This window comes from Dietzia sp. 2505, from assembly GCF_040546785.1.
Classification (GTDB): domain Bacteria; phylum Actinomycetota; class Actinomycetes; order Mycobacteriales; family Mycobacteriaceae; genus Dietzia.
Genome location: NZ_JBEPON010000006.1, coordinates 160,802 through 183,031 on the forward strand (window position 1 = coordinate 160,802; position 22,230 = coordinate 183,031).

The 22,230-nt window shown below is 67.4% G+C and carries 21 protein-coding genes; 12 read left to right on the forward strand and 9 right to left on the reverse strand.

Going from position 1 to position 22,230, the window contains the following annotated elements; all coding sequences use genetic code 11:
* The first annotated feature begins 24 nt into the window (after positions 1–24).
* Together ABIE38_RS12805 and ABIE38_RS12810 are read left to right on the forward strand one after the other, a co-directional pair.
* On the forward strand, positions 25–591 hold the full coding sequence (locus ABIE38_RS12805; RefSeq protein WP_354056823.1) for a TetR/AcrR family transcriptional regulator: 567 nt from the start codon (positions 25–27) through the stop codon (positions 589–591).
* The gene (locus tag ABIE38_RS12810; protein ID WP_354056825.1) at positions 588–1,559 is read left to right on the forward strand and encodes an NAD-dependent epimerase/dehydratase family protein; all 972 of its coding nucleotides are present in this window, start codon (positions 588–590) and stop codon (positions 1,557–1,559) included. Before ABIE38_RS12805 ends, ABIE38_RS12810 begins: the two co-directional genes overlap by 4 nt.
* Positions 1,560–1,629: 70 nt before the next feature.
* Here ABIE38_RS12810 and ABIE38_RS12815 read toward each other — a convergent pair whose 3' ends face one another.
* Together ABIE38_RS12815 and ABIE38_RS12820 are read right to left on the reverse strand one after the other, a co-directional pair.
* Positions 1,630–2,829 (reverse strand): lipase family protein, encoded by a 1,200-nt coding sequence (locus ABIE38_RS12815; protein WP_354056827.1) that lies wholly within the window; start codon positions 2,827–2,829, stop codon positions 1,630–1,632.
* A 545-nt stretch (positions 2,830–3,374) separates the two neighbouring features.
* A complete protein-coding gene (locus tag ABIE38_RS12820) occupies positions 3,375–4,025 on the reverse strand; it encodes a hypothetical protein (protein WP_354056829.1) in 651 nt (216 codons plus the stop codon).
* Positions 4,026–4,221: 196 nt separating this feature from the next.
* Here ABIE38_RS12820 and ABIE38_RS12825 point away from each other — a divergent pair, with 196 nt between their 5' ends.
* Positions 4,222–4,398 (forward strand): hypothetical protein, encoded by a 177-nt coding sequence (locus ABIE38_RS12825; protein WP_017835826.1) that lies wholly within the window; start codon positions 4,222–4,224, stop codon positions 4,396–4,398.
* A gap of 110 nt (positions 4,399–4,508) precedes the next feature.
* Here the strand turns inward: ABIE38_RS12825 and ABIE38_RS12830 are convergent, their stop codons facing one another.
* Positions 4,509–5,471, reverse strand: a complete 963-nt coding sequence (locus ABIE38_RS12830) for a LysR family transcriptional regulator (protein WP_354056831.1) — start codon at positions 5,469–5,471, stop codon at positions 4,509–4,511.
* A gap of 84 nt (positions 5,472–5,555) precedes the next feature.
* Here ABIE38_RS12830 and ABIE38_RS12835 point away from each other — a divergent pair, with 84 nt between their 5' ends.
* The 3 genes from ABIE38_RS12835 to ABIE38_RS12845 are packed head-to-tail and all read left to right on the forward strand — an operon-like array spanning position 5,556 to position 8,679.
* The gene (locus ABIE38_RS12835) at positions 5,556–6,998 is read left to right on the forward strand and encodes a CitMHS family transporter (protein WP_354056833.1); all 1,443 of its coding nucleotides are present in this window, start codon (positions 5,556–5,558) and stop codon (positions 6,996–6,998) included.
* Positions 6,995–8,350 carry an acyclic terpene utilization AtuA family protein gene (locus tag ABIE38_RS12840; protein WP_354056835.1) on the forward strand — a complete coding sequence of 452 codons (1,356 nt, stop codon included), beginning with the start codon at positions 6,995–6,997 and terminating at the stop codon, positions 8,348–8,350. The genes ABIE38_RS12835 and ABIE38_RS12840 overlap by 4 nt, the downstream gene beginning before the upstream one ends.
* Positions 8,350–8,679, forward strand: coding sequence for an AtuA-related protein (locus ABIE38_RS12845; RefSeq protein WP_354056837.1), 330 nt, complete (start codon positions 8,350–8,352; stop codon positions 8,677–8,679). The genes ABIE38_RS12840 and ABIE38_RS12845 overlap by 1 nt, the downstream gene beginning before the upstream one ends.
* 26 nt (positions 8,680–8,705) lie before the next feature.
* Here the strand turns inward: ABIE38_RS12845 and ABIE38_RS12850 are convergent, their stop codons facing one another.
* Both ABIE38_RS12850 and ABIE38_RS12855 read right to left on the reverse strand, forming a co-directional pair.
* Positions 8,706–9,473: a TSUP family transporter gene (locus ABIE38_RS12850; protein WP_354056839.1), complete on the reverse strand. Its 768-nt coding sequence runs from the start codon at positions 9,471–9,473 to the stop codon at positions 8,706–8,708.
* A 70-nt stretch (positions 9,474–9,543) separates the two neighbouring features.
* Positions 9,544–10,563 (reverse strand): leucine-rich repeat protein, encoded by a 1,020-nt coding sequence (locus ABIE38_RS12855; protein ID WP_354056841.1) that lies wholly within the window; start codon positions 10,561–10,563, stop codon positions 9,544–9,546.
* 444 nt (positions 10,564–11,007) lie between these two features.
* On the opposite strand from ABIE38_RS12855, the gene ku reads away from it, so the two are divergent.
* Positions 11,008–12,057: a non-homologous end joining protein Ku gene (gene ku / locus ABIE38_RS12860; RefSeq protein WP_354056843.1), complete on the forward strand. Its 1,050-nt coding sequence runs from the start codon at positions 11,008–11,010 to the stop codon at positions 12,055–12,057.
* A gap of 53 nt (positions 12,058–12,110) precedes the next feature.
* Here the strand turns inward: ku and ABIE38_RS12865 are convergent, their stop codons facing one another.
* The 3 genes from ABIE38_RS12865 to ABIE38_RS12875 form a co-directional block, all read right to left on the reverse strand.
* Positions 12,111–12,488 (reverse strand): PH domain-containing protein, encoded by a 378-nt coding sequence (locus ABIE38_RS12865; RefSeq protein ID WP_354056845.1) that lies wholly within the window; start codon positions 12,486–12,488, stop codon positions 12,111–12,113.
* Between the two features lie 178 nt (positions 12,489–12,666).
* Entirely contained in the window at positions 12,667–13,413 is a 747-nt protein-coding gene (locus ABIE38_RS12870; RefSeq protein WP_354056847.1) for a FadR/GntR family transcriptional regulator, read from the reverse strand.
* A gap of 84 nt (positions 13,414–13,497) precedes the next feature.
* Positions 13,498–14,817: an MFS transporter gene (locus ABIE38_RS12875; RefSeq protein ID WP_354056849.1), complete on the reverse strand. Its 1,320-nt coding sequence runs from the start codon at positions 14,815–14,817 to the stop codon at positions 13,498–13,500.
* 130 nt (positions 14,818–14,947) lie between these two features.
* On the opposite strand from ABIE38_RS12875, the gene ABIE38_RS12880 reads away from it, so the two are divergent.
* The 4 genes from ABIE38_RS12880 to ABIE38_RS12895 are packed head-to-tail and all read left to right on the forward strand — an operon-like array spanning position 14,948 to position 19,735.
* Positions 14,948–16,621, forward strand: coding sequence for an AMP-binding protein (locus ABIE38_RS12880; protein WP_354056851.1), 1,674 nt, complete (start codon positions 14,948–14,950; stop codon positions 16,619–16,621).
* A gap of 5 nt (positions 16,622–16,626) precedes the next feature.
* On the forward strand, positions 16,627–17,421 hold the full coding sequence (locus ABIE38_RS12885; protein ID WP_354056853.1) for an enoyl-CoA hydratase-related protein: 795 nt from the start codon (positions 16,627–16,629) through the stop codon (positions 17,419–17,421).
* 4 nt (positions 17,422–17,425) lie between these two features.
* Positions 17,426–18,652, forward strand: coding sequence for an acyl-CoA dehydrogenase family protein (locus tag ABIE38_RS12890; protein WP_354056855.1), 1,227 nt, complete (start codon positions 17,426–17,428; stop codon positions 18,650–18,652).
* A 9-nt stretch (positions 18,653–18,661) separates the two neighbouring features.
* Positions 18,662–19,735 carry an acyl-CoA dehydrogenase family protein gene (locus ABIE38_RS12895; protein WP_354056857.1) on the forward strand — a complete coding sequence of 358 codons (1,074 nt, stop codon included), beginning with the start codon at positions 18,662–18,664 and terminating at the stop codon, positions 19,733–19,735.
* 293 nt (positions 19,736–20,028) lie between these two features.
* On the opposite strand, the gene ABIE38_RS12900 is transcribed toward ABIE38_RS12895, so the two are convergent.
* Complete coding sequence (locus ABIE38_RS12900) at positions 20,029–20,571, reverse strand: YdcF family protein (protein WP_354056859.1); 543 nt, start codon at positions 20,569–20,571, stop codon at positions 20,029–20,031.
* Positions 20,572–20,815: 244 nt separating this feature from the next.
* Here ABIE38_RS12900 and ABIE38_RS12905 point away from each other — a divergent pair, with 244 nt between their 5' ends.
* Entirely contained in the window at positions 20,816–22,210 is a 1,395-nt protein-coding gene (locus ABIE38_RS12905) for a tyrosine-protein kinase domain-containing protein (RefSeq protein ID WP_354056861.1), read from the forward strand.
* Positions 22,211–22,230: the final 20 nt, after the last annotated feature.

Sequence of the window (22,230 nt, forward strand, 5' to 3'; positions counted from 1 at the left end):
CTATAACAGTGCTATATTCGATTCATGGATAAGAAATCGCTACTGGTGGCCGCGGCGTTGCAGGTTGTGGAACAACAGGGAGAGACAGGGTTCTCGACGCGTGCGGTGTGTGCGATCGCCAACGTCACTGCCCCGACTCTGTATCACCATTTCGGCAGTGCCGACGGCCTTCTCAGTGCCGCGATCACCGAAGCGTTCGCGCAGTTCCTCATGAGCAAGAAGGCCGAACCCTTCTCGGCCGATCCGGTAGTAGCGCTACGGCAGGGCTGGGACAACTACGTCCGCTTTGCCGCGGAACGACCACGGCTGTACGCCGCGATGGCGGTCCGCGTCTTGCAAGGGGCCACAATTCCCGCCGCTGATGCGGGACGCGCGCTTCTCGTGGAGCGCCTCGCGGCCATTGAGGCCGACGGTCACCTCGCTATGGACGTGGAAGCGGCAGCGGACCTCATCTGGTCCTCGGCGCACGCAGCGTCGACTCTCTACGTGTTGGCACCGGAGCGGCAGCCAGATCCGACCGTCGTGACGACCTTGCGCGAACGCGCAGTGCAATCCATCTGCAACCCCATTGAAAGTGAGAAACCAACATGAAGATTGTCGTCACCGGCGGCTCCGGATTCCTCGGCGCCCACCTGATTCCCCGGCTCGTCCATGACGGTCATACCGTCTTCGCCCTCGCGCGCTCGGCGTCGTCTTCTGAGGTAGTGCGCGCCTTGGGCGCGACACCAGTGCCGGGGGACCTCGACACACCCGACGAACTATCGCTGCCCGCGGTCGACGCGGTTGTTCATGCCGCGGCGCTGTTCCGCTTTGCCGGGCCGCGCGCCCCGTACTTCAGCGCGAATGTCGTGGGCACTGAGGCCGCGTTGAACGCAGCCCGGCGTGCCGGGGCTTCAACATTTGTCTACATCAGTGCCGCCGCGGTGGCCATGGACGATCGAGGCACGCCGACCAGCAACATCGATGAATCAGCGCCCACCTACCCGCATAGCTTTTCGGGTTACATTGCCAGCAAGTCTCAGGGTGAGGCGGCGGTGTTGGCGGCCAACGTCCCCGGCTTCCGCACTATCGCCCTTCGCCCGCCAGCGCTCTGGGGTCCCGGGGGGCCGTTCAGCACGCAGCTTCCCCACGCCATCGAGTCCGGTCACTTCGCATTCATCGGCCGCGGCGAATACCCGGCGTCCACCATCCATGTCGAGAACGTCGTGGAGGCGGTGCAGTGCGCGCTGGAACGTGGCACCGGCGGGCGCCCCTATTTCATCAACGACCGCGACCTGGTCACTTTCCGAGAATTCGTCGATGGGCTCGCCACACTAGAAGGACACTCGATCGATGGTGTGCGCTCCGTGCCCTACCGAGTCGCATTCACCTTCGGGCGCCTCATGGAAGCCTTCGCGGCGCTGAGTACCGACAAGGGCGACCCGCCGCTGACTCGCACGATGGTGCGGTTGATCGGACGGGAATTTACGACCAACGACGACGCCGCCCGTCGTGAACTGGGCTACATCGGCATGATGACGCGCGTCGAGGGACTGGGACGAATGGCGCAACGGGTCTAGCGCCACACATCCCATCGACACATTGTTGCTGCAGAGTGACAGGCGCCGGAACGAACTCGATCGCCTCGGCTCAACCCCCGGTTAGGTCGTTGCCGGGAGGAATGGTGTGGCAGTTGTTGGTCGCCGGGACGCCGCGAAGTCGTCCCTCCAGCCAGTGGTACCCCTCGATCAGCCACGGAACAGCGGTCATGCCGTGGCTGAGCCAGGGGTACTCGCGGTACTCGATTTGGGCGCCTACAGCGCAGTAGTCACGCATCAGTGTGCGGACATCTCCCGCGACCATCACCCCGTCGCCCGGGCCGACGCCGTCTCCGCCCGGAGGTGTGCCTTCGAGGAACCCGCCGGCTCCCTCGAACACGAACATCGGGATCGTCGATTGTGACCTGGTACCCATGTTGATCTGGTGGATCACGTCCATCAATTCTGGCGCGTCCTGCGGGGTCGGGAACTCGGGACGCGCGATGTCCGCCCATCGCAGGCTGGGGTAGCGGCCGAGTGCCTCAATGATCGACAGGTTTCGCACATCCTCCACCACGCGCTGTCCGTGTTCGTTGAGGTACTGGGAGGTGTCGACGTCGTAGGCGCGGGTCAGGCCCGCCAGCGCCATGCCCACCACACCGCTCCACAGCGGTCCTTCTCCGGCATACCCGAGGTTGTTGACCGGATTGACGAGCAACCCGCCCTGAGCGGCTCCGACAATGTGGGACTGCAGTTCTGGGGCGTACTCAGAGACCAGGATGGCCGCCCAGTTGGTACCGATCGCGCCCCCGGAGTAGCCGAGGAGACCGATACGGGAGTCCTGGCGCACCGGTGCCGACGCTGAGGCGATGGCCGCGCGCAACGAATCCAAGGTTGCTGTGCCATAGCCGGGCCCTGAGGCGAAGTTTGCGTCCTTGCCCTGGATGTCTGCAATCACCACCGCGTGGCCCGCCAGAAGAGCCGGCGCGATGAGGGCGGTCTCGCCAGTTGTCACCAGACCGCCGAGCGACTGGTTCCCGGCGATTATCCGCGACGGGTTGTCCAGTGGGTTCAACGAGTCGTAGAAAGACTGGTACGACACCACATTTCCCGACGCAGCCCCCGGTGGGTGCAGGACACTGGTGACGTTTTCCTCGATCTCACCACGCACATTGGTCGTGGCGTAAAGGATCTGCGTGACCCGCACGGGCGTCGGCAATGTCGCCACGTGGTAGCTGATCTCACGTTCCCGCAGAATCGTCCCTGGCGTTACAGTTCGCAATTCGAGCTCTGCCGGTACTTCGTAGAACATCTGGTCATCGTGCGGCGCCGCGTGAGCGAGGGCTGGTCGCGCCCCTTCCCAGATTCCACTCACGATCTCTGTTTGCGAGCTCTGCGCAGACGCCATCGGCGCGACAAGACCCAAGGCCAGAGCCGCGCATGACGCGGCAACTGAACTCCCCCTGAACAACATCTATTTCTCCCCTCAACGGATGCTGTGACGCAAGCTACAGCATCGCTGTGCAGGAGGTCACACCTGAACGATCCCTCACATAATCGCAGGCCAGCGAGTACTTCCGAATCAACAGCACCGCTGGACGGGCGGGCCCCAGGTTGGCGCATCGCTCGACACTCGGCTATCAGGACAGCGTTCGGCCACCGCCAGGTTCGTCGACACAATGGCTCAAGGGAAACGGACCGCGCCTTGGCCTTTCGCGCTGAGGATGTCGTCCGGGTTCGAGTTCGGACAGGACTAGAGCGACAGGCAGCCACAGCCTCGCGTGCCTCGCCATCTCGATCGCCTCGTTGCGACACACCGGACAGTCGTAGTGCGGCCTGACCGAAGCTGGCAGTAGGTCAGCCCTTCCGCCGGAACTGGTGCGCTGCGCGGAGGGCCGCGTCCACATCGAGCTCCCGCCCGCCCAGCAGCGCCTGTGCGGTGTCGGCGCTGAGGTCGGGGCATTCGGCGAGCATCCGGTCGAGGTCCCGTGGGTCGGGGTCTGCCGCGGCAGGGCGGCCCCCGATCGACATCGTGAGCTGGTCGAAGATCTGCTTGAGTACGGGCCGGTCGTCGAGCACCGGCAGGTTCAGGGAGCTGAAGCCGTCGTCGGCGCTGTAGTCGGCGCGCGTCCACGTACCTCCGTCGTACCCGTAGATGAAGCCGATCCACATGCCGTGGGTGTCGATCCGCTCGAGGTAGTCACCGATCGCCTCCGCCCACCACGGGGGACAGCCGGCCAGGAGGTCGGTCTCGGGCTCCCTGAAGTACTCCGCAGCGCCGCGGAAGTACGTCTCTGAGTACTCGTGATCGTGGCCAAGAAGCACTGCTCGCTCATTACCGACAAAGCGGATGTCGGCCCAGTTGCCGCCGCCGTCGTCGTAGTGCCAGGTGGAGCCGTCCGAGTAGGCGGACTCCGCCCAGCGCGGCCCGTACGCGGCGAGCACCGCGGCCAGGGCGGACCACCTGGGGGCCATCGTGTCGGGGCGGGGAAGGTCGATTTCTCTCACGAGACGATTCTGGACGACGGCGGGCGACCGTGGCGCCGTCACATCAGATCTCGCCCGTCACCTCGGGTCCCCACCCCAGCCCTACCTCACCGCCCTGTTCACCGGTGTGGCGCACACCACACCGCTGCTATCATCGGCCGGGCAGGCGCGAACGGCGCCACTTCACCACCCTCATCCGCCCGAAAGGACGTCCACCATGGGTTCAGATGCACTCGGTTCGCTCGGCTCGCTCGCTATCGGATCGCTGGCGGCCCCCATCCTGGGATCGCTCGGCCTCGGCTCGCTACTCCAGGGGGCAAGCAGCGGCAACGGCAGCGGAACCGACTCTCTGACCGGGATGCTGCCGACCGATCTTCTCGGCGGCATTTCCTGATCAGCTGACGCACCAGCACGCGCGCCGACCGAGGCGCCAGCTGGAATACCAGGAAGACCCCGGACCGCACCCGCGGCCCGGGGTCTTCTCACCTCACCGCCCCGCCACCATCACGGACGCGTCGAACCCCCCGACCCGGCACCGGGCTGCACCCACCGCACGCCGAGCATCCCCTCCGGGCCGGAGCCGAGATGCCGGTCCACCACGTCCATCCACGCTCCGACGGCGGGGGAGAGCGGGCGGTCGCGGTGCCGGACGAGGGTGATGGTCCGGGAACGCTCGGGAGCCAGGGGGACGAAGGACAATCCGGCGAAGCGCATCAGGGGCAGCACGAATCCCGGGACCGGCGCCACGCCCAGGCCCGAGGCGGCCAACCCCGCGACGGCGGCCACGTTCTGGGCGCGCACGATCGTGGCGGGGGAGACGGCGGCGTCGTCCAGAGCCGCGGTGACCGCCTTGTGGACGCTGGAGGCCGGGCCGAAGGCGATCAGGGGCTCGGACTCCAGGTCACTCCATCCCACGGTCTCGGCCCCGGCGTACCGGTGGTCGGGGTGCACGGCCAGGAAGAAACTGTCCTCGGCGACGGGCCGGACCACGTACTCGTGGCCGTCTCCCGGGTGGGTGGTCAACGCGAGGTCGGCCCGGCCGCTGTGCAGGTGCTCGGTCACCTGGTCGCTGAGGTTGTCCTCCACGTGGACCGCCACGTCGGGGTGGAGCCGCTGGTAGACGCGGATCATCGGTGGCAACAGGGTGGCCGCGAGCGACGGCAGCGTGGCGATGGTGATGCTCCCCCTGGTGCCGGCCAGGTAGCCCTCGATGTGGGCTAGGCCGGTGTCGACGTGCTCGATCACGCCCCGTGCCACGGCCACCACAGCCTCCCCGTCGCTCGTCAGCAGGACTCGGCGGGTGCTGCGCTGGAACAGCGGAGTGCGCAGCCGTCGCTCGGCCTCGAGGACGGTGCGGCTCAGCGAGGACTGCGCCACCCCGAGTTCGGCGGCGGCGAGCGTGAAGCTGCGGTGGTGGGCAACCGCGACGATGGCCCGGAGGTGGTGCACGCCCAGATTCATGGTCATGGCGCATGAATCTATCGCTGAATGATGTTGGACTGCATAACGTGAGTCACCTCACACTGTTGAGAGCCGACGAAAGGGGCTCTCGTGCTCGCATGGGCAGGTTTTCTCACCATCGGGGTCATTCTGGCTCTGCTGCTCTCCAACCGCGTGGCGGCGGTGGTGGCGCTGGCCGGGGTGCCGATCGTCTTTGCCCTGATCGCCGGGTTCGGCCCGGCGGAGATCGGCGAGTTCGTCGCCGACGGCCTGGGCGGCGTGGTCGGGGTGACGGTGATGTTCGTCTTTGCCATCACCTACTTCGGGGTGATGCGGGACGCCGGCCTCTTCGACCCCCTGATCCGTCGCATCGTCCGCTGGGCGGGTAACGCGCCGGTCACCATCTGCGTGGCCACCACCGCGCTCGCGATGGCCGCCCACCTGGACGGCGCCGGGGCCACCACGTTCCTCATCACCATCCCGGCCATGATCCCCCTCTTCGACCGCCTGGGCATGAGTCGGTTGACGCTCAGCGTGTGCGTGGGCCTGGGTGCGGGAACCATGAACCTGCTGCCCTGGGGCGGGCCGACCGCGCGGGCGGCCGCGACCGCCGGCGTCCCCGCCAACGACCTGTGGGTGCCGCTCATCCCCGCCCAGCTCGCCGGGATGGTCGTGGCCCTGGCCATCGCCTGGTTCCTGGGGGCCAGGGAGGCCCGACGGATCAAGGCCCTGGTGACCGAGCCGGCCGAGACCGCGCCGGCCACTGTGGCCACCGAGAGGACCACCACAGCGACGACGACGACAACGCCCGCCGGCCCCCCGAGCACGGGCGACACCCCGAGTTCCGATGAGCCGACCCCTGAGGATGAGGCCGAGCCCCCGGCCGCCGACGAGCTGACCGACGAGGAGCGGGCCCTGCGCCGGCCCCGCCTGATGTGGTTCAACGCGGCGCTGACGATCGCGGTGCTGGCCGCCCTCATCGTCGGCGTGGCCCCGCCGGAACTGATCTTCCTGGTCGGCGTCGTCGTGGCCCTGGTGGTCAACTACCCGGGCCTGAAGAGCCAGACCGCCCGCATCGAGGCCCACGCCACCGGCGCGATGCTCATGGCCACCACGCTGCTCGCCGCGGGATCGTTCCTCGGGATCCTCGAGGGCTCCGGGATGATCACGGCGATGGCCGACGCGGCCACCTCGGTCATCCCCTCCTCCGCCGCGCCCGGGCTGCCGGTGATCATCGGCGTGCTGGGCGTCCCGCTGAGCCTGCTGTTCGGTCCGGACGCCTTCTACTTCGGGGTGCTTCCGGTGCTCAACGCCCTGGGTGAGCAGTACGGCGTCTCCTCCATCGAGATGACGCAGGCCGCACTGCTCGGCCAGGAGACGGTCGGCTTCCCGATCAGCCCCCTCACCGGCTCCTTCTACCTGCTCGTGGGTCTGGCCGGGGTGGACATCGGCAAGCACATCAAGGCGCTGTTCGGCTGGGCGTGGTTGGTGAGCGTCGTCATGGTTGTGGTGGCCTTGCTGACCGGCGTGATCGCCTTCGGGGCCACCGCATGAGCCGCGGCTCGGGCCGCACGGTCCGGTTGGGCGCGGGCGCTGGCTTCGCCGGGGACCGCATCGACCCGGCCGCTGAACTCGCCCGCTCTGCCGACCTCGACTACCTGGTCTTCGAGGTCCTGGGGGAACGCACCATCGCGTCCGCCAACGCGCAGCGGCTCTCGGGCGCGGGCCACGGGTACGACCCGTTGCTCAGGCGCCGCCTGGAGGCCACACTGCCGGACTGTCGTCGGCACGGCACCACGATCATCACCAATGGCGGCGCGGCCGACCCGGTCGCCGCGGGCGCGCTCGCCGTGGAGGTCGCTCGTGAGCACGGTCTGGCCGGCACGCGGGTGGGAGTGGTGAGCGGCGACGACGTCCTGGACGCCGTCCGCCGGGCCGACCCCGTCCTGTGGGAGACCGGCCGACCGCTCTCCTCGGAATCCGACGAGCTGGTCTCGGCCAACGCCTACCTCGGCGCCGCGCCGGTGGCCGAAGCCCTGGCCGAGGGCGCCGACGTGGTGATCGCCGGCCGTCTCGCCGACCCCGCCCTGTACCTGGGTGCCCTAGCCCACGAGCACGGCTGGGACCTGACCGGGGATCGCGACCTGCTCGGGCAGGGGACCGTGGTCGGGCATCTGCTGGAGTGCGCTGGCCAGCTGACTGGCGGGTACTTTGCCGACCCCGTCACCAAGCCCGTCCCGGGACTGGATCGTCTGGGCTTCCCGTTCGCGGACGTGGCAGGCGACGGCGAGGCGGTGTTCTCCAAGCTGCCCGGCTCCGGGGGATTGATCGACACCCGCACGGTCACCGAACAGTTGTTGTACGAGGTGGGCGACCCGTCGGCGTACGTCACCCCGGACGTGGTCGCGAGCTTCACCGGCGTCGCTCTGGACCAGCTCGGCCCCGATCGCGTGCGCGTGACCGGCGGCGCCGGAGCGGTGCGCCCGGACGAGCTCAAGGTGACCCTGGGCTTCCGCGGTGGCTGGTTGGGGGAGGGGCAGATCAGCTATGCCGGGCCCCGCGCCCTCGCACGCGCAGAGCTGGCCGCGGACATCGTGCGCACCCGGCTCGCCCGGGTCCACGGGCTGGACCCGGAGGCCGTGCTGGTGGAGCTGATCGGAGCCGGGGCCGCCTTCCGGGGGCTGGCCGACGCCGGTGACCCGGTGGAGGTCCGGCTTCGGGTCGCGGCCCGCGTCCCGGACCGGATCGCGGCCGAGGCCGTGGGCTGGGAGGTCGAGTCGCTGTACACCAACGGACCTGCCGCGGGCGGCGGCGCCCGGAAGCACGTGCAGGAGGTGCTGGCCATCCGGTCCTGCACTCTGCCCCGCGCGCTGGTCCACACCAGTGTCAGCATCGAGGAGGCCTGATGAGAACCGTCGACGACTATGCCGATGTCCGCACCGGGGACAAGGGTGACACCCTCATCCTTGACGTCCTGGCCCGGGACGACGCCGCGTACGAGCTGCTCAGCGAGGCCCTGACGGCCGAGGTCGTGGCAGCGCACTACGCGCTGGACCTGACCGGGCCCGTCGTCCGCCGGCTCCTGCCCGGCCTGCGCGCACTGGTGTTCGTCCTGCCCGGTGCGCTGGGGGGCGGTGTCACCGGCTCGCCGGTGCTCGACGGCCACGGCAAGGCGCTGAGTTATCACCTGCTGGGCTATCACCTGCCGAGCCGCCGCCTGGACGCGCAGGAGTAGAACGCGCCCGCCTGGAACGCGCCCGCCTAGAACACCCCGGCCACGCTCCCGACCCCGCGCACCAGGAGCGCGAGGGCTCCGGCGGTCACAACGACCACCGCGACCTTTCGTCCCGCCTCCGCGGTAGCCCGCCGGGCCACGAGTCCGCCGAGGAGGAGACCGATCGGCACCATCGCCACCACGAGCCCGATCACCGGCAGCGGCGGCAGTCCGGAGATCGGCGCGGCGCCCAGGCCGACCTTGGTGATGACCGAGGTCAAGCCCATCGTGAAGAAGATGGGCTGCAGGGTCGCGGCGAAGGACCGCTGGTTCCAGTTGGTGGCCTGCGCGTAGACCAGCATCGCGGGTGCGGCCACGCCCACGGCGGTGTTGAGGAAGCCCCCTGCCGTGCCGGCCACCGCGGCCGGCACGGCACCGCTGACCGGCGGGATCCGCACGAGGGCCGTCATCAGCAGCGTGCCTATCAGGGCGGCTCCGATGATCACCTCGAGCCAGCTGCGGTCGGCGGCGCCGACCAGGAGCGCACCGGGCACGGACCCCACCACGATCAGGGGCGCGAGGCGGACGTACCGGTGCCAGTCGATGTCGCGGCGGAGCGTGATGCCGATGAGCACGGCGGAGACCGTGGTGGTGAGGTTGGTGAGCAACACCCCGGAGACGGGCCCGAGGAGCAGGGTGAGGGTGGGTGCCACCACCAGCCCGACCCCCATCCCGCTGACCCGCTGCAGGACCGTGCCCAGGATGACGGACGCCGCCGCGACGATCAGGAGCAGGGGAGCGACGTCGGCGGGCATGGGGAACAGCATTCCAGGTGCGCCCGGGCGCGTGCCGTCGGTCACCCGGGAGTCGAGCCCCCGTGGGAGGTCAGTTCCCGGGCGCGGCCTCCAGCGCGCCGAGGCTGCCCAGGTTCATGGAGGTCGAGCCCACGAGCGGGGGACTGGTCGAGTCCTGGGAGTACTTCCAGCCGGCCCGCAGGGTGAGATCCGAGGTGAGGGGTGCCTGGGGATCGAACGGTCTCTTCGGGTAGAGCTGCGTGAACCACCCGGTGAAGACGTGCGACGGGCGAACCGGATCGGCGGGCATGGTCAGGGGGGCACCCGGCCAGACGATCTCGGGTTCGACGATCGACCCGCTGACACCGGTGTCGAATGTCAGCGTGTAAGCGGGCATCGCGGTGTAACCGCGCCACTCGGGGGTGGTGAAGCCCTGCTGAGGGGTCTGCCCCTGGTGCCGGGCGTGGAATGCCACGGTGAGTCCCGCGGCGGTTCCCAAGGAGGGGTATTGCTGGTCGGCTCCCGTGATCGTGGCCGGTGCCGGTCCGGTGAAGCGGACCTGCGTCAGTTCGGGATTGAAGCCGAACGCACCTTCACCGATAGAAGTGAGGCTGTCGGGCAGCAGGACTGACGTCAACCGGTTCGCTTCGAAAGCCCAGTTGCCGATGGTGCCGAGAGACTCGGGCAAGGCAACTGATGTCAGGCGATTCCCACTGAACGCGTTGGCGCCGATGGCCGTAATGCCATCGTGAAGTGTTATCGATTCCAGATGGTTGAGATGGAATGCACCGGCACCCACGGTGGTGAGGCTCTCGGGGAGAGCGACCGACGTGAGCCGGTTCTCGGCGAACGTGTGGTAGCCGATGGTGGTGAGACTGTGGGACATGGTCAACGACGTCAAGTGGTTCTGGGCGAACGCGTGCCCGCCGACGGTGGTGAGAGTGTTGGGCTGGGTGAGCGATGCCAATTGGTTGCCGTAGAACGCCGCGTACCCGATCGAGGCGAGCGCGTTGGGCAGAGTCACAGAGGTGATTTGCCTTCTGTCGCACGCATAGTCGCCGATAGCTGTGACGGCGTAGTCGACGCCCTCGATGGTGACGGTGTCCGGCACGCTGATGGTGGGCCCGGCGGTCCCGCAGGACGTGAGGGTAGCTCCGGCAGTGGGGTTGCCCGGGGTCGCGACGTACGTCAGACCGTCGATGGTGGCGGGTGCTGCGGCAGCGTGCGCTGGTGAGATCTGGGCGAGTGCGGTGGCGCTCAGCAGCACCGCGGAGATGAGCGCGAGGCCGCGGCGAGCTACACGGGTAGCGGTGGGCGGTGAGGGGTGCATGGAGGTCTCCCTGGGCGTGCATCACACCGAGGAGGGGCCGGAGTGCCCGTGAGGGGTCAGCGGTGTTGCCTGATCTTAACGCCGTTCATAAGAAATGTAAGGTTTTGCGCATCAGTTGGTGGGCCGCCCCGCACTCGGTGCAGGACGGCGAGCTGCCCCGGCGCGCGCAGGCGGGCTGCTCCCCGTCCGGCGGCGCTCCCCGCCCGTCTGGCGCATACTGCTCCCATGCGATCCATCTGGAAGGGCGAGGTCTCCTTTGGTCTGGTGAACGTGCCGGTCAAGGTGTATTCGGCAACCGAGGACCACGATCTGCGCGCGCGGCAGGTGGACAAGAAGGACGGGGTACGCATCCGCTACAAGCGGGTGCGGGATGACGACGGCGAGGAGGTCGAGTACTCGGACATCGCCAAGGCGTACGAGTCCGACGACGGCGAGACGGTCATCCTCACCAAGGACGACCTGGCGTCGCTGCCGGTGGAGCAGTCCCACGAGATCGAGGTCACCGAGTTCGTCCCGGCCGATCAGGTGGATCCGGTGGCCTTTGACAACGCCTACTTCCTGGAGCCGGCGTCGCGCTCCAACCGGGCGTACGTGTTGATGCGCGAGGCGTTGGAGTCGACGGATCGGTTGGCGATCTGCACCTTCACGCTGCGCAATCGCACCAGGTTGTGTGCGATGCGGGTGTACAAGGACATCCTGATGCTGCAGACGTTGCTGTGGCCGGATGAGATCCGCCCGGCGATCCTCGAGGGTTTGGACAAGGAGGCGAAGGTCCGGCCGCAGGAGGTCAAGATGGCGGCCTCGTTGATCGAGACCATGGCCGCGGACTTCGAGCCCGAGAAGTACGAGGACGACTACCAGAATCAGCTCAAGGAGCTCATCGAGGCCAAGGCCGCCGGCGGCGAGGCGTTCACCGTGGAGGAGCGGGAGGAGGCCAGCGACGACGACGGTGACGACGAGGTGGCCGACCTGCTGGCCGCCCTGCGCGCGAGCGTGAAGGACCGCGGGGGAGACGCGGCCGAAAGTGACGACGACGACGAGGACTCCGGCTCGAAGAGGAAGTCCTCGGCCGGGAAGAGCGGCTCGAGTTCGGCCAAGAAGACGCCGGCCAAAAAGACGGCGGCGAAGAAGACTCCAGCCAAGAAGGCCGCAGCGAAAAAGGAGCCGGCGAAGAAGGAGTCGGCCAAGAAGTCGGCGGGGTCCACGTCCACCACCAAGAAGTCCACCACCAAGAAGACGGCGACCAAGAAGACTCCGGCCAAGAAGTCCGCCTGATCGGTCGCGCGGTGAATCAACCGGCCTAATCCGCCAGGCGAAGGCCCCTGTTTTCACCCATTGAGTACGACATGTGCGATCAGGTGGTCGAGTTTCCGGATGTCGACACCCTTGTTCAGGTTGATCTTGATGTGCCCGGCCCTCGTCCACAGTTCGAGTTCGGCGTTGAAGTCGAGCATTCGCCCCGCGTTCTCGGACGACCACATGTTGATCGCGTTGTACGGCAGGGAGTAGATCTCGACCTTCTTGCCTGTCAGGCCCTGCGCGTCCCGCACGATGAGGCGCTTTGTGGTGAAGACCGCCGAGTCGCGGAATGTCTTGTACGCAGCGATCGGCTGCTCGCCTTGAACGAGCAACGGCCCGATATCCTCGGGAATCGGGCACTCTGAGACGAAGGTCCATGCGGCGATATTCGAGACTGCAGACGTCAAGGTAGGTCCGATCTGAGCGAGGTGGGATAGCGCGCGAGAGAGTGATCTGCTCGCGATGATAGGCACCGAATCGCTATATCGGCGAAGCATTACAAAGGACTCGTTCAGAGAGGCCGCTTTGGGTAGTCGCCGGCATGCCTCACCGCGTGTCGAGTCGACATGCGCCGCTCGAGAATCCCTACAGCTCCCACTTCACGGGCTGCGAGATGACCTCGGCCAGGTAGCGACGGTAGTACCGGGCGGAACGCTCGACGAACACCTCCATCGCGGCCTCGGCCGCCTCCGGATCGCGGCTGCGCATCGCGTCCAGCAGCACGGATTGGAGTTCCACCGCCTCCAGCCTAGTCGCGAGGGGGTGTTCACTCGGTTCGGCGTCGCGCACGAGGAGCCACAGGGTCTCCATGACGATCTTCAGTGCGGGGTTGCCGACCGCGTCGTAGATCGTGCGCTGGAAGAGCGCGTTGTTGAGCTGGAAGGCGTCGTGGTCGTGGGGGTCCTCGAGGATCCGGTCGAGGGCGCCCTGCATGATCTCGATCTGGTGATCGGTGACGGTGTCCGCGGCGGCGCGCGCGACGATCGGCTCGAGCATGAGACGGACGTCGATCACGTCGCTGATGGTCGCGCCGTTGAGCTGGAAGAACAGCTTCATCGTCTGACCGAGCGATTCGAGTTGCGGCATCTTGGCGATGGGGCCACCGCCGATGCCGGCCTTCACGGTCACGAGGTCTCGGCTCTCGAGTAGCCGGAGAGCCTCTCGGACCGTGGTGCGCCCGACGTCGTACTCCTCGACCATCTCCTTCTCGGTGGGGAGTCGATGCCCTTCCACGAGGCCGCCGGAGAAGATCTTCTCGGCGATGAGGTTCCCCACCCGCGCGGACATCTTGCGTCCGCGCGGGCGGGGGGTCTCGGACTCTCGGGGGGTCATTGCTCTCCAGATATCGGGGCGCGCGGATCGTCGATGACTCTACTCATCGGCCCCGAGTCCTGACCCGGCGATGGATCGCGCTGGTCAGCGGACCGGAGCCAACTCGGGGCTGTCGTCGTCGGCCATGGGGAGGTCGGAACCCCGGTAGAGCGACCCTCGGATCGTGAGAAGGGTCAGCCCGCCGATGAGGCTCGCCCCGATGAGGAAGTAGGCGGGTGAGAGCGGATCGCCCGTGCGGTCGATGAGCCAGGTGGCGATGTACGCCGCGGTGCCGCCGGCCACCACGGTGGCGAGGTTGAAGCCGAGCGCCACGCCGGTCAGACGCACCCGCGAGTCGAACAGTTCGGGGAACACGGGAGCCGTGCTGACCTGGATGAGCGGGGTGCACACCGCGAAGAAGGCGAACGCGAGACCGGCGACGGCCAACCCGTGTCCGGTCATGAGCGACATCGCGGGGTAGGCGAAAATCGCGGCCCACAACAGACCGATGGTGAGCATGGTGCGGCTGCCGAAGCGGTCGACGAGCAGACCCGCGATCGGCATCAGGCAGGCAACGAACACGATCACGCCGGCCGCGGTCCACGTGACCGCGGTCTGGCTGAACCCGCCCTCGCGGACCAGGTGGATTCCGACGTAGGTGAGCACCATGTAGCCGGTGGCGTTCTGGGCGATGCCGAGGCCGAAGACCTGGAGGACCTGCTTGGACTGACTGGACAGGAGTTCCCGGACCGGGGACGTGGCCAGGTCGGCGGAGGCGGCGGCTTCCTCGAACTCGGGGGTGTCCTCGATGCGCGACCGGAGCCAGAGGCACAGCAGGAGCAGCGGCAGTCCGGCGATAAAGGGGATGCGCCACCCCCAGCTGGTCATCTGGACGTCGGAGGTAAGGGCGGAGGTGGTCGCCACGACGATGGCGGCGAGGGCGAAGCCGGTGTTGGAGCCGAGCGCGACGATCGATCCGCCCAGGCCGCGGCGGCGGGGCCCGACGATCTCGTAGACGTAGGTGAGCGCGCCACCGAGCTCTCCACCCGCGGAGAATCCCTGGGCCAGGCGGGCGATGACGAGCAGCGTCGGGGCCAGTACGCCGACCGCCGCGTACGTGGGGAGGAACGCCATGATCAGCGTGGCGACGCCCATGAGGATCACGGAGACGAGCAGGGCGCGCTTGCGGCCGTAGCGGTCGCCCAGGCGACCGAAGAACAGTCCGCCGATCGGCCGCATCAGGTATGCCGAGGCGAACACGGCCAGGCTGGCCAGGAGGGACGCAGTGGGGTCGTCGCTCGGGAAGAACAAGGGGCTGACGACGACGGCGAGGTACGCGTAGACCGTCAGGTCGTAGTACTCGACCACGGTTCCGATACCTGCGGCCGCCACGGACCGTCGCTGTTTGGGCTGAGCTTGTGTCAAGTGAATCACCTTCTCGGTGAGGGGAATTGGAGGAGTCATCGCCTCGTAAAACATGTGCATATTTAGGGAGACGTGGGTTACTGTAGAGCGAGACGATCCGATTCGGCAAGCACTTTGCGAAGGAAGAAGTATGCGACCCACTCGATTCCCGGATGAGCGCAGCGTGGCCGGGTTCCGCGCGGCGGGCCACTGGCAGGACCGGTCACTCGACCACTACCTGGAACGCGCGGCCCGCCTCTGGGGCGACCGCACCGCGGTGGTGGACGGCGCCCGGCGGCTGACGTTCTCCGAGGTGTACCGGTACGCGTCGCGCCTGGCCGCGGCGCTTCTCGAGCGCGGGGTGCGGTCAGGGGACGTGGTCTCCTTCCAGCTCCCCAACTGCGCCGAGGCGGTGATCGTCTATCACGCGCTGCACCGGATCGGCGCGGTGGTCAACCCGATCGTCCCGATCTACCGCGAGCGCGAGGTGACGTTCATCGCCACGCAGGCGCGGTCTCGGGTGGTGATCATCCCGGGCGTGCACCGCGGCGTCGACTACGCCGGGATGTATCGCGCACTCGCGCCGGACCTGCCCGATCTCGAGCTGGTCATCACCACCGACTCCGTCCCGCGCGAGGGCGTCGAGACCCTCGCCTCCCTGCTCGACACGGTGACCGAAGACCAGGTGGACCGGGTTCGCGATCTGCCCTCGCCCGACCCGGACGACGTCTGCCTCCTGCTGTACACCTCGGGGACCACTGCCGACCCCAAGGGCGCGTTGCACAGCCACAACACCCTGGTCTTCGAGAACCAGTCGATGATCGACACGTTCGGGCTGACCGATCAGGACGTCATCTTCAACCCCTCACCGGTCACCCACATCACCGGCGTGAACTGCGCCCTGACGCTCCCGTTCCTGCTCGGCGCGACGGTGGTCCTCCAGGATGTGTGGGATTCGCAGAAGGCCCTGCGGCAGATCCGCAACGAGCGGGCGAGCTTCATGATCTTCGCGACGCCGTTCCTGCGCGGGCTGCTGGACGCCGCGCGGGACTCCGGCCTCGAGACGCCGTCGATCCGCTGCATCATCTGTGGTGGCGCGGACATCCCGGACGCCCTCGTCACGGAGGCGGACGAGCGGCTGGGGGCGATCACCCGGATGTACGGCGCGACCGAGGGGCCGTCGGTGACCTCGGCCAACCTGGCGGACGGCCCGGAGCTGCGCAAGTACTCGGACGGCCGGGTGCTGGCGCCCACGGAGGTGGTGATCGCCGACGAGGCCGGCCGAGCCGTGGAGGTCGGCCAGGTCGGCGAGGTGCTGTGGCGGGGCCCGGACACCTTCCTCGGCTACCTCGACGCCACCCTCAACAGCGGCGCGTTCACCGAGTCCGGGTTCTTCCGCACCGGCGACCTGGCCCGATTCGACGAGCGGGGCGGCATCCACATCGTCGGGCGGATCAAAGACATCATCAATCGCTCCGGCGAGAAGATCAGCACGCATGACGTGGAGAACCAGCTCAGCGAGCATCCGCTGGTCGTCGAGGTGGCCGTGGTCGCCGGCCCGGATCCCGTCACGGGGGAGCGGGGCTGCGCCTTCGTCGTCACCCGCGACCGGGCCGACCTGCCGCTGGAGGAGGTGCGGCAGTTCCTCGTGGGACGGGGAGTCGCCGTGCAGAAGGTCCCCGAGAGCGTGTTCGTGGTGGACGCCCTGCCCAAGACGGCCAGCGGCAAGATCCAGAAGTTCGCCCTCCGCGACTACGCGCGGGACAGATCCGCCGCCCCCGAGCAGATGGCGGCCACGAGTGTCGTGGCCGTCCACGAGAGGTGAGAGAGATGACACCGACCACGACGACAACGACGACGAGGACCGCGGTCGCGGATCCGGTGACGGTCACCGAGGTCCGCGAGGGCATCGCGCTGGTCGAGCTGACGCGCGGCAAGGTCAACGCGCTCGACGGTCACGCCTACCGCAGGATCGCCGAGACCTTCGACGAGCTCTCGACTGACCAGTCCTACCGCGCGGTGATCCTCACCGGCCGCGGCAAGGTCTTCTGCGCGGGCAACGACCTGAACGAGTTCCGGACGATGGACGGCGGCAACGGCGACGCGGCCATGCGCGACGCTCGCCGCGCGTTCTTCGCGGTGCTGGAGTGCAGGCTGCCGGTGATCGTGGCGGTGAACGGGCCGGCGCTGGGCAGCGGGATGGGACTCACGGCGAGCGCCGACCTGGTCGTGGCCTCGGACCGGGCGACCTTCGGGCTGCCGGAGATGCAGGTCGGGGTCCTCGGCGGAGGCCGTTTCGCCGCGCGGATGCTCCCCGAGCAGGCCATGCGCAGGATGTTCTTCACAGCCGAGGCCGTGGACGCGGCGACGTTCCAGAGCTGGGGCGCGCCGATCGAGATCGTGCCCCATGACGAGCTGATGGGCAGGGCGCTGGAGCGCGCCGAACTGATCGCGAGCAGGAGCCGCTACGCGCTGACGCTCGCCAAGCAGTCGCTCAACGGCTGCGAGGGGATGGAGATCCGGCGCGGGTACGAGCTCGAGCAGTCCTTCACCGTCCGGCTGTCCGAGCATCCGGATTCCACGGCTGCCGTCGAGCAGCGGCTCGCGGCGATGAACAGGAAGTGACGACATGACGGCACCAGAGATACCCATCGAGACGGCTCCGGACGCCGCCGAGGACCTGCGGGCGTTCGAGGCGGCGAGTCGCGCCTGGCTCGAGGCCCGGCTGCCCCGGAGGGACACGGCCGAGCAGGACGCAAACTATTCGATCTTCCACAACCTCGGCCACGACGACGAGAAGGCGTTGATCGACGCCGGCCGCGCGTGGCAGGCTGAGCGGGTGGATGCCGGGTTCGGCGCCCTGACGTGGGCCCACGAGTGGGGCGGCCGGGGCTTGAGTGCGAGCCACGAGCGGATCTACGCAGGCGTGGAGCGGGAGTACCTGACTCCGGAGCGGCACGAGAACATCCTCGTCACTGTCGAGCTGGTGGCACCGACGCTCCTGGAGCTTGGTAGCGACTGGCACAAGGAGCGGTTCATCCGGTCGTTCCTCCGCACGGACGAGCTGTGCTGCCAGTTGTTCTCCGAGCCGGGCGCGGGATCGGACCTGGCGGGGCTGTCCACGAGGGCTGTCCGCGACGGGGAGGGCTGGCGGGTCACCGGGCAGAAGGTGTGGAGCTCGGGCGCGCAGTTCTCCGAGTGGGGCCTGCTCATCGCCCGGTCGGACCCGGCCGCGCCCAAACACAAGGGCATGACGGCGTTCATGGTCCCGATGGACCTTGAGGGCGTCGAGGTGCGTCCGATCCGTCAGATGTCTGGCGGTTCGACGTTCAACGAGGTGTTCCTCACCGACGCCCTTCTGCCGGACGAGTACCGGGTGGGTGAGGTGGGCGACGGCTGGAAGGTCGCGCTCACGACCCTCGGCTTCGAGCGCCAGTCCAGCGCAGGAATCGTCGATGCCGGCGGCAACACCGCGGACCTTATCCGGCTTGCGGCCTCGCTGGGGATCACCGAGTCTGCGGATGGCCGGGGCCGGATCGCCGAATGCCACATCTACGAGCGCGCGCAGGCCCTGATGGTGGCCCGGTACTCCGAGCTGGAGCAGGCCGGCGCGGTGCCGGGCGTCGAGGGGTCGATCGGGAAGCTGGTGTGGACCCAGAACCTCAAGCGGGTGGGGGACGCGGCGGCGTCGTTCCTCGGTCACCGGATCCTCGCCGACACCGGCGAGGCGGACACGTTTGCCTGGACCCAGCATCTGCTGGGTGCCCCGGGTTATCGGATCGCCGGCGGCTCGGACGAGATCCAGCGAAACATCATCGGTGAGCGCGGGCTCGGCCTGCCGCGCGAGCCCCGTTAGGAGGCGGGCATGCCCATCAACCTCAGCACAGAACAGAAGGATCTGGCCGAGACGCTCGACGACGTCTGGTCGGGAGTCGCGCCCGGGGACGACGTGTGGCCGTCGATCCGTGAGCTCGGGCTGACCGAGATCCCGTTTCCGGGGGGCTCGGGTGGCGCTGACGGCACGTTCCGGGACCTGACCGTGGTCATGACGGGCCTCGGCCGCGTGCTCGGCTCGGCGCCCTACCTCTCCTCCGTCGTAATGGCCGGCCTCGCACTGCTCGACGCTGCCGACCGGGACACGCGCGACGAGGTCTTGCCCGGGATCGTGTCGGGCGCGCGTACCGCCGCCCTGGTCTGCGGGGCGGGAATCGTGACCTCGGCGATCCGCGGCGAGGTCGCGGGGGAGCGGGAGCTGACGTTGTCAGGGGTCCAACATGCAGTGGTGGACGGTGAGAGCGCGGAACTCCTCGTCGTCGTCACCACGGGGCCCGACGGCACCGACCTCGCCCTAGTGGAGGGCTCGGCGCCCGGAGTGCGGCGGTCGGTCGGCGAGCAGCTGGACGGCACGCGCCAGCTCGCGACCGTCGAGTTCGACGGGGCGACGGCGCGCCGCATCTCGGGACCGGATCTCGCGTCGCGTCTCGAGGGAGTGCGCTCGCGCATCCTCATCGCTCTGGCAGCGGAGCAGGTGGGCCTCGCGCGGAGGTGCCTGGAGATGGCGGTGGAGTACGCCGGGACGCGTCAGCAGTTCGGGCGGACCATCGGCTCCTTCCAGGGCATCAAGCACAAGCTCGTCGACTTGCTCATCGCCATTGAGTTGGCCGAGGCCACGGTGCTCGACGCGTCGGGTGGCGCCGAGCGGGGTTCTGACGGGGCGAGCGCGGCGGAGGTGGCCGACTTTGCCGCGGCGTCCCGGGTGCTGGCCTCGCGAGCGGCGATGACGGCGGCGGAGGAGGCGATCCAGGTGCACGGGGGGATCGGATTCACCTGGGAGCACTCTCTGCACCACTACTTTCGGCGGGCAAAGGCCGATCAGCTTCTGTTCGGAGACGAGTACGCGTACGTCCAGGCAGTCGGGGAGTCACTCACTATGGGATGACCGGGCGGAGCGCATGAGGCATCGCTCAGTAGCCCGCCTGAGGCCCCCGGGGCCCCCGCTGGGTAGCTGACGGTTGTGAAGTCGGCGGGGGGTTCCTATAGTGGGGGCAGTCGGTGGCGAAACTGACACCCCCTCAAGTTGTCGCCGACTCCGCCTCGGTGCGCGGTTTACGCTGACCATCCCCCGGTCGCGGACGTGCACCGTGCGACAGAGTCGCCGGCGGCCGACGGACCCCCCTCCGCGGCCGCTGGCGATTCGCCATTTATCAGGAAAGCCCCACGTGCTTGCCAGGTTCAGCAGGCGGGCTTCAAGAGTGCCTTCACGTACCCTCCGGTCTCATGCAGAAGGGCGTCCTTCCGCGACTTCGACAGCGGTCGGGGAGTGTCCGTCACGTAGACGGCTCCCTCGAAACATTGCTCGAAGTAGATCCGCGCCCTTGACACGTGGCTCCAATTTGTCACGACCAGTATCGAGCCCCACCCCCGTTCGCGGGCGATTCGGGTGGCCGCCGTGGCCTCGCCCTCGGTGGTGTCAAAATCAGGGGTGAAACACTCAACGTGAATGCGGCGGCCCGGAGTTTCTAGGCTGATTGTGGCCCCGCAGTCTGGGTCCAAGTCGGCCGCGTATCTGTCGTTTGCCCTGGGTGGCCGAGAGGCTACGATCCGGTCCGTGATCTCTGCCGCAGCGAGATGTCGAGCGTAGGTATATCTATCGTCGTTCGCGCCTGCTACCACCACTATCGCATCTACGCGCTCGGGCGAGTCGACTCGCGGATGGAGTACCGCGCTGCCAGCGGACAATCCCGCCACCGCTGCGACCAGCACAAGGAGTGTCACGGCAACAAGCGGCCACCTGCTGGGGCGGGATCGGCGTCTCACCCCTACTAGGTTACGGAGTCAGCCCAACAGCCCTAGCGCGCCGGAAACGGCATAGTAAAACAGATTTTAGGTGAATCCATGTTTATCGTGTCAACGATAGGTTCTGAGGTACGCCTCAGCAAAGTAGTGTCAGCGGTCGGCCCGATATCGCTTCACCTAGCACGGGTTACTGCTGCACTTGACTCGAGGAAAGGACCCTGGAGTGGACCTGCGGGACCTGCTATCTGTACTCCGTGCCCGCTGGATCGTCATCGTGGCTGCCACTCTTGTGGGAGGCCTCTTGGGGCTGGGGATGAGCCTTCTCACCACACCCACCTACGAGGCGAGGATCCAGTTTTACGTCACCGCCTCGGCGGGTGATTCAGGCGCGGCGGCCTATCAGGGCTCGATGGGAGCGCAACAGCGAGTGCGCTCCTACGCTGAACTGGTTGAGAGCTCGACAATCGCGGAAGACGTGGTGCAGTCTTCCGGGGTCGACCGCACTGCGGTACAGGTCGCCGACGCCGCCAGCGCCACCGCGGATGCCAACACCGTTCTCCTCACCGTATCCGTCATGGACGCAGACCCCGCGGGTGCTCTGCGGATCGCAGAGGGCTACGGCGAGGTCCTCCCCGACGCCATTAACCAGCTCGAGGTTCCGGACGGGGGCGGACCGGCACTAGCCAAGCTCACTGTGGTAAACCCGCCCGCTTTGCCGACGTCACCGGTAGCGCCGAGGACCGAGCAGAATGTGATGATCGGGCTTGTCTTAGGACTTCTCACGGGAATTGGTATTGCTCTGCTCATTAACACTCTCGATCGACGGGTAAAGTCAAAGGAGCAGCTGGAAACCATTACCGGAAAGCCTGTGGTGGGTTCAATACCGTTCCGGAAGGAGGAGGATAAAGAAGGCGGCGCGGAACACATCGTTCCCTTTCGCGCGGGGCATTCCCCGGCGGCGGAGTCCTTCCGACGACTGCGGACTAATCTCCAGTTTCTCAACGTGGACAACCCTCCGCGCGTCATAGTTCTGACCTCGTCCATCGCAATGGAGGGAAAATCCGAAACAGCCATCAATATTGCACTCGCATTGGCCGAGTCGGGAAACCGAGTACTTCTGATTGAAGCGGACCTCCGTCGACCACTGGTCGTCAACTATATGTCCATGCCGGACAAAGTGGGTCTAACTAACGTGCTCTCCGGTCAGGCGCAATTCGACGACGTGGTACAGGTAACTCGACATGAGGGCGTAGAACTCTTGGCGTGCGGACCCTTGCCGCCCAATCCCTCTGAACTTCTCGCCTCAGAAATGGCACGGCAACTCCTTGTGGATTTACGGCAGAGGTACGACTACGTGATCATCGACTCTCCGCCTCTTCTACCTGTAACCGATGGGGCGTTGATAGCTCAAATTGCGGACGGGGCATTGCTTGTCGTGCGCACCCATCGCACAACGAGCGATCAAGTGGTTCAAGCCGTGGATAACCTGAGGAAAGCGGATGCAACGCTCCTGGGTGTAGTAACGGTTGCAAACAAGCCCGCAAACAAGGGGTCGAGCGGCTATTACGATTCGTACTACTACTCGTCGGGCAAATCCGCATCTGCCATGGAGGCATGATGTTACTTCCGAAAGTCTTT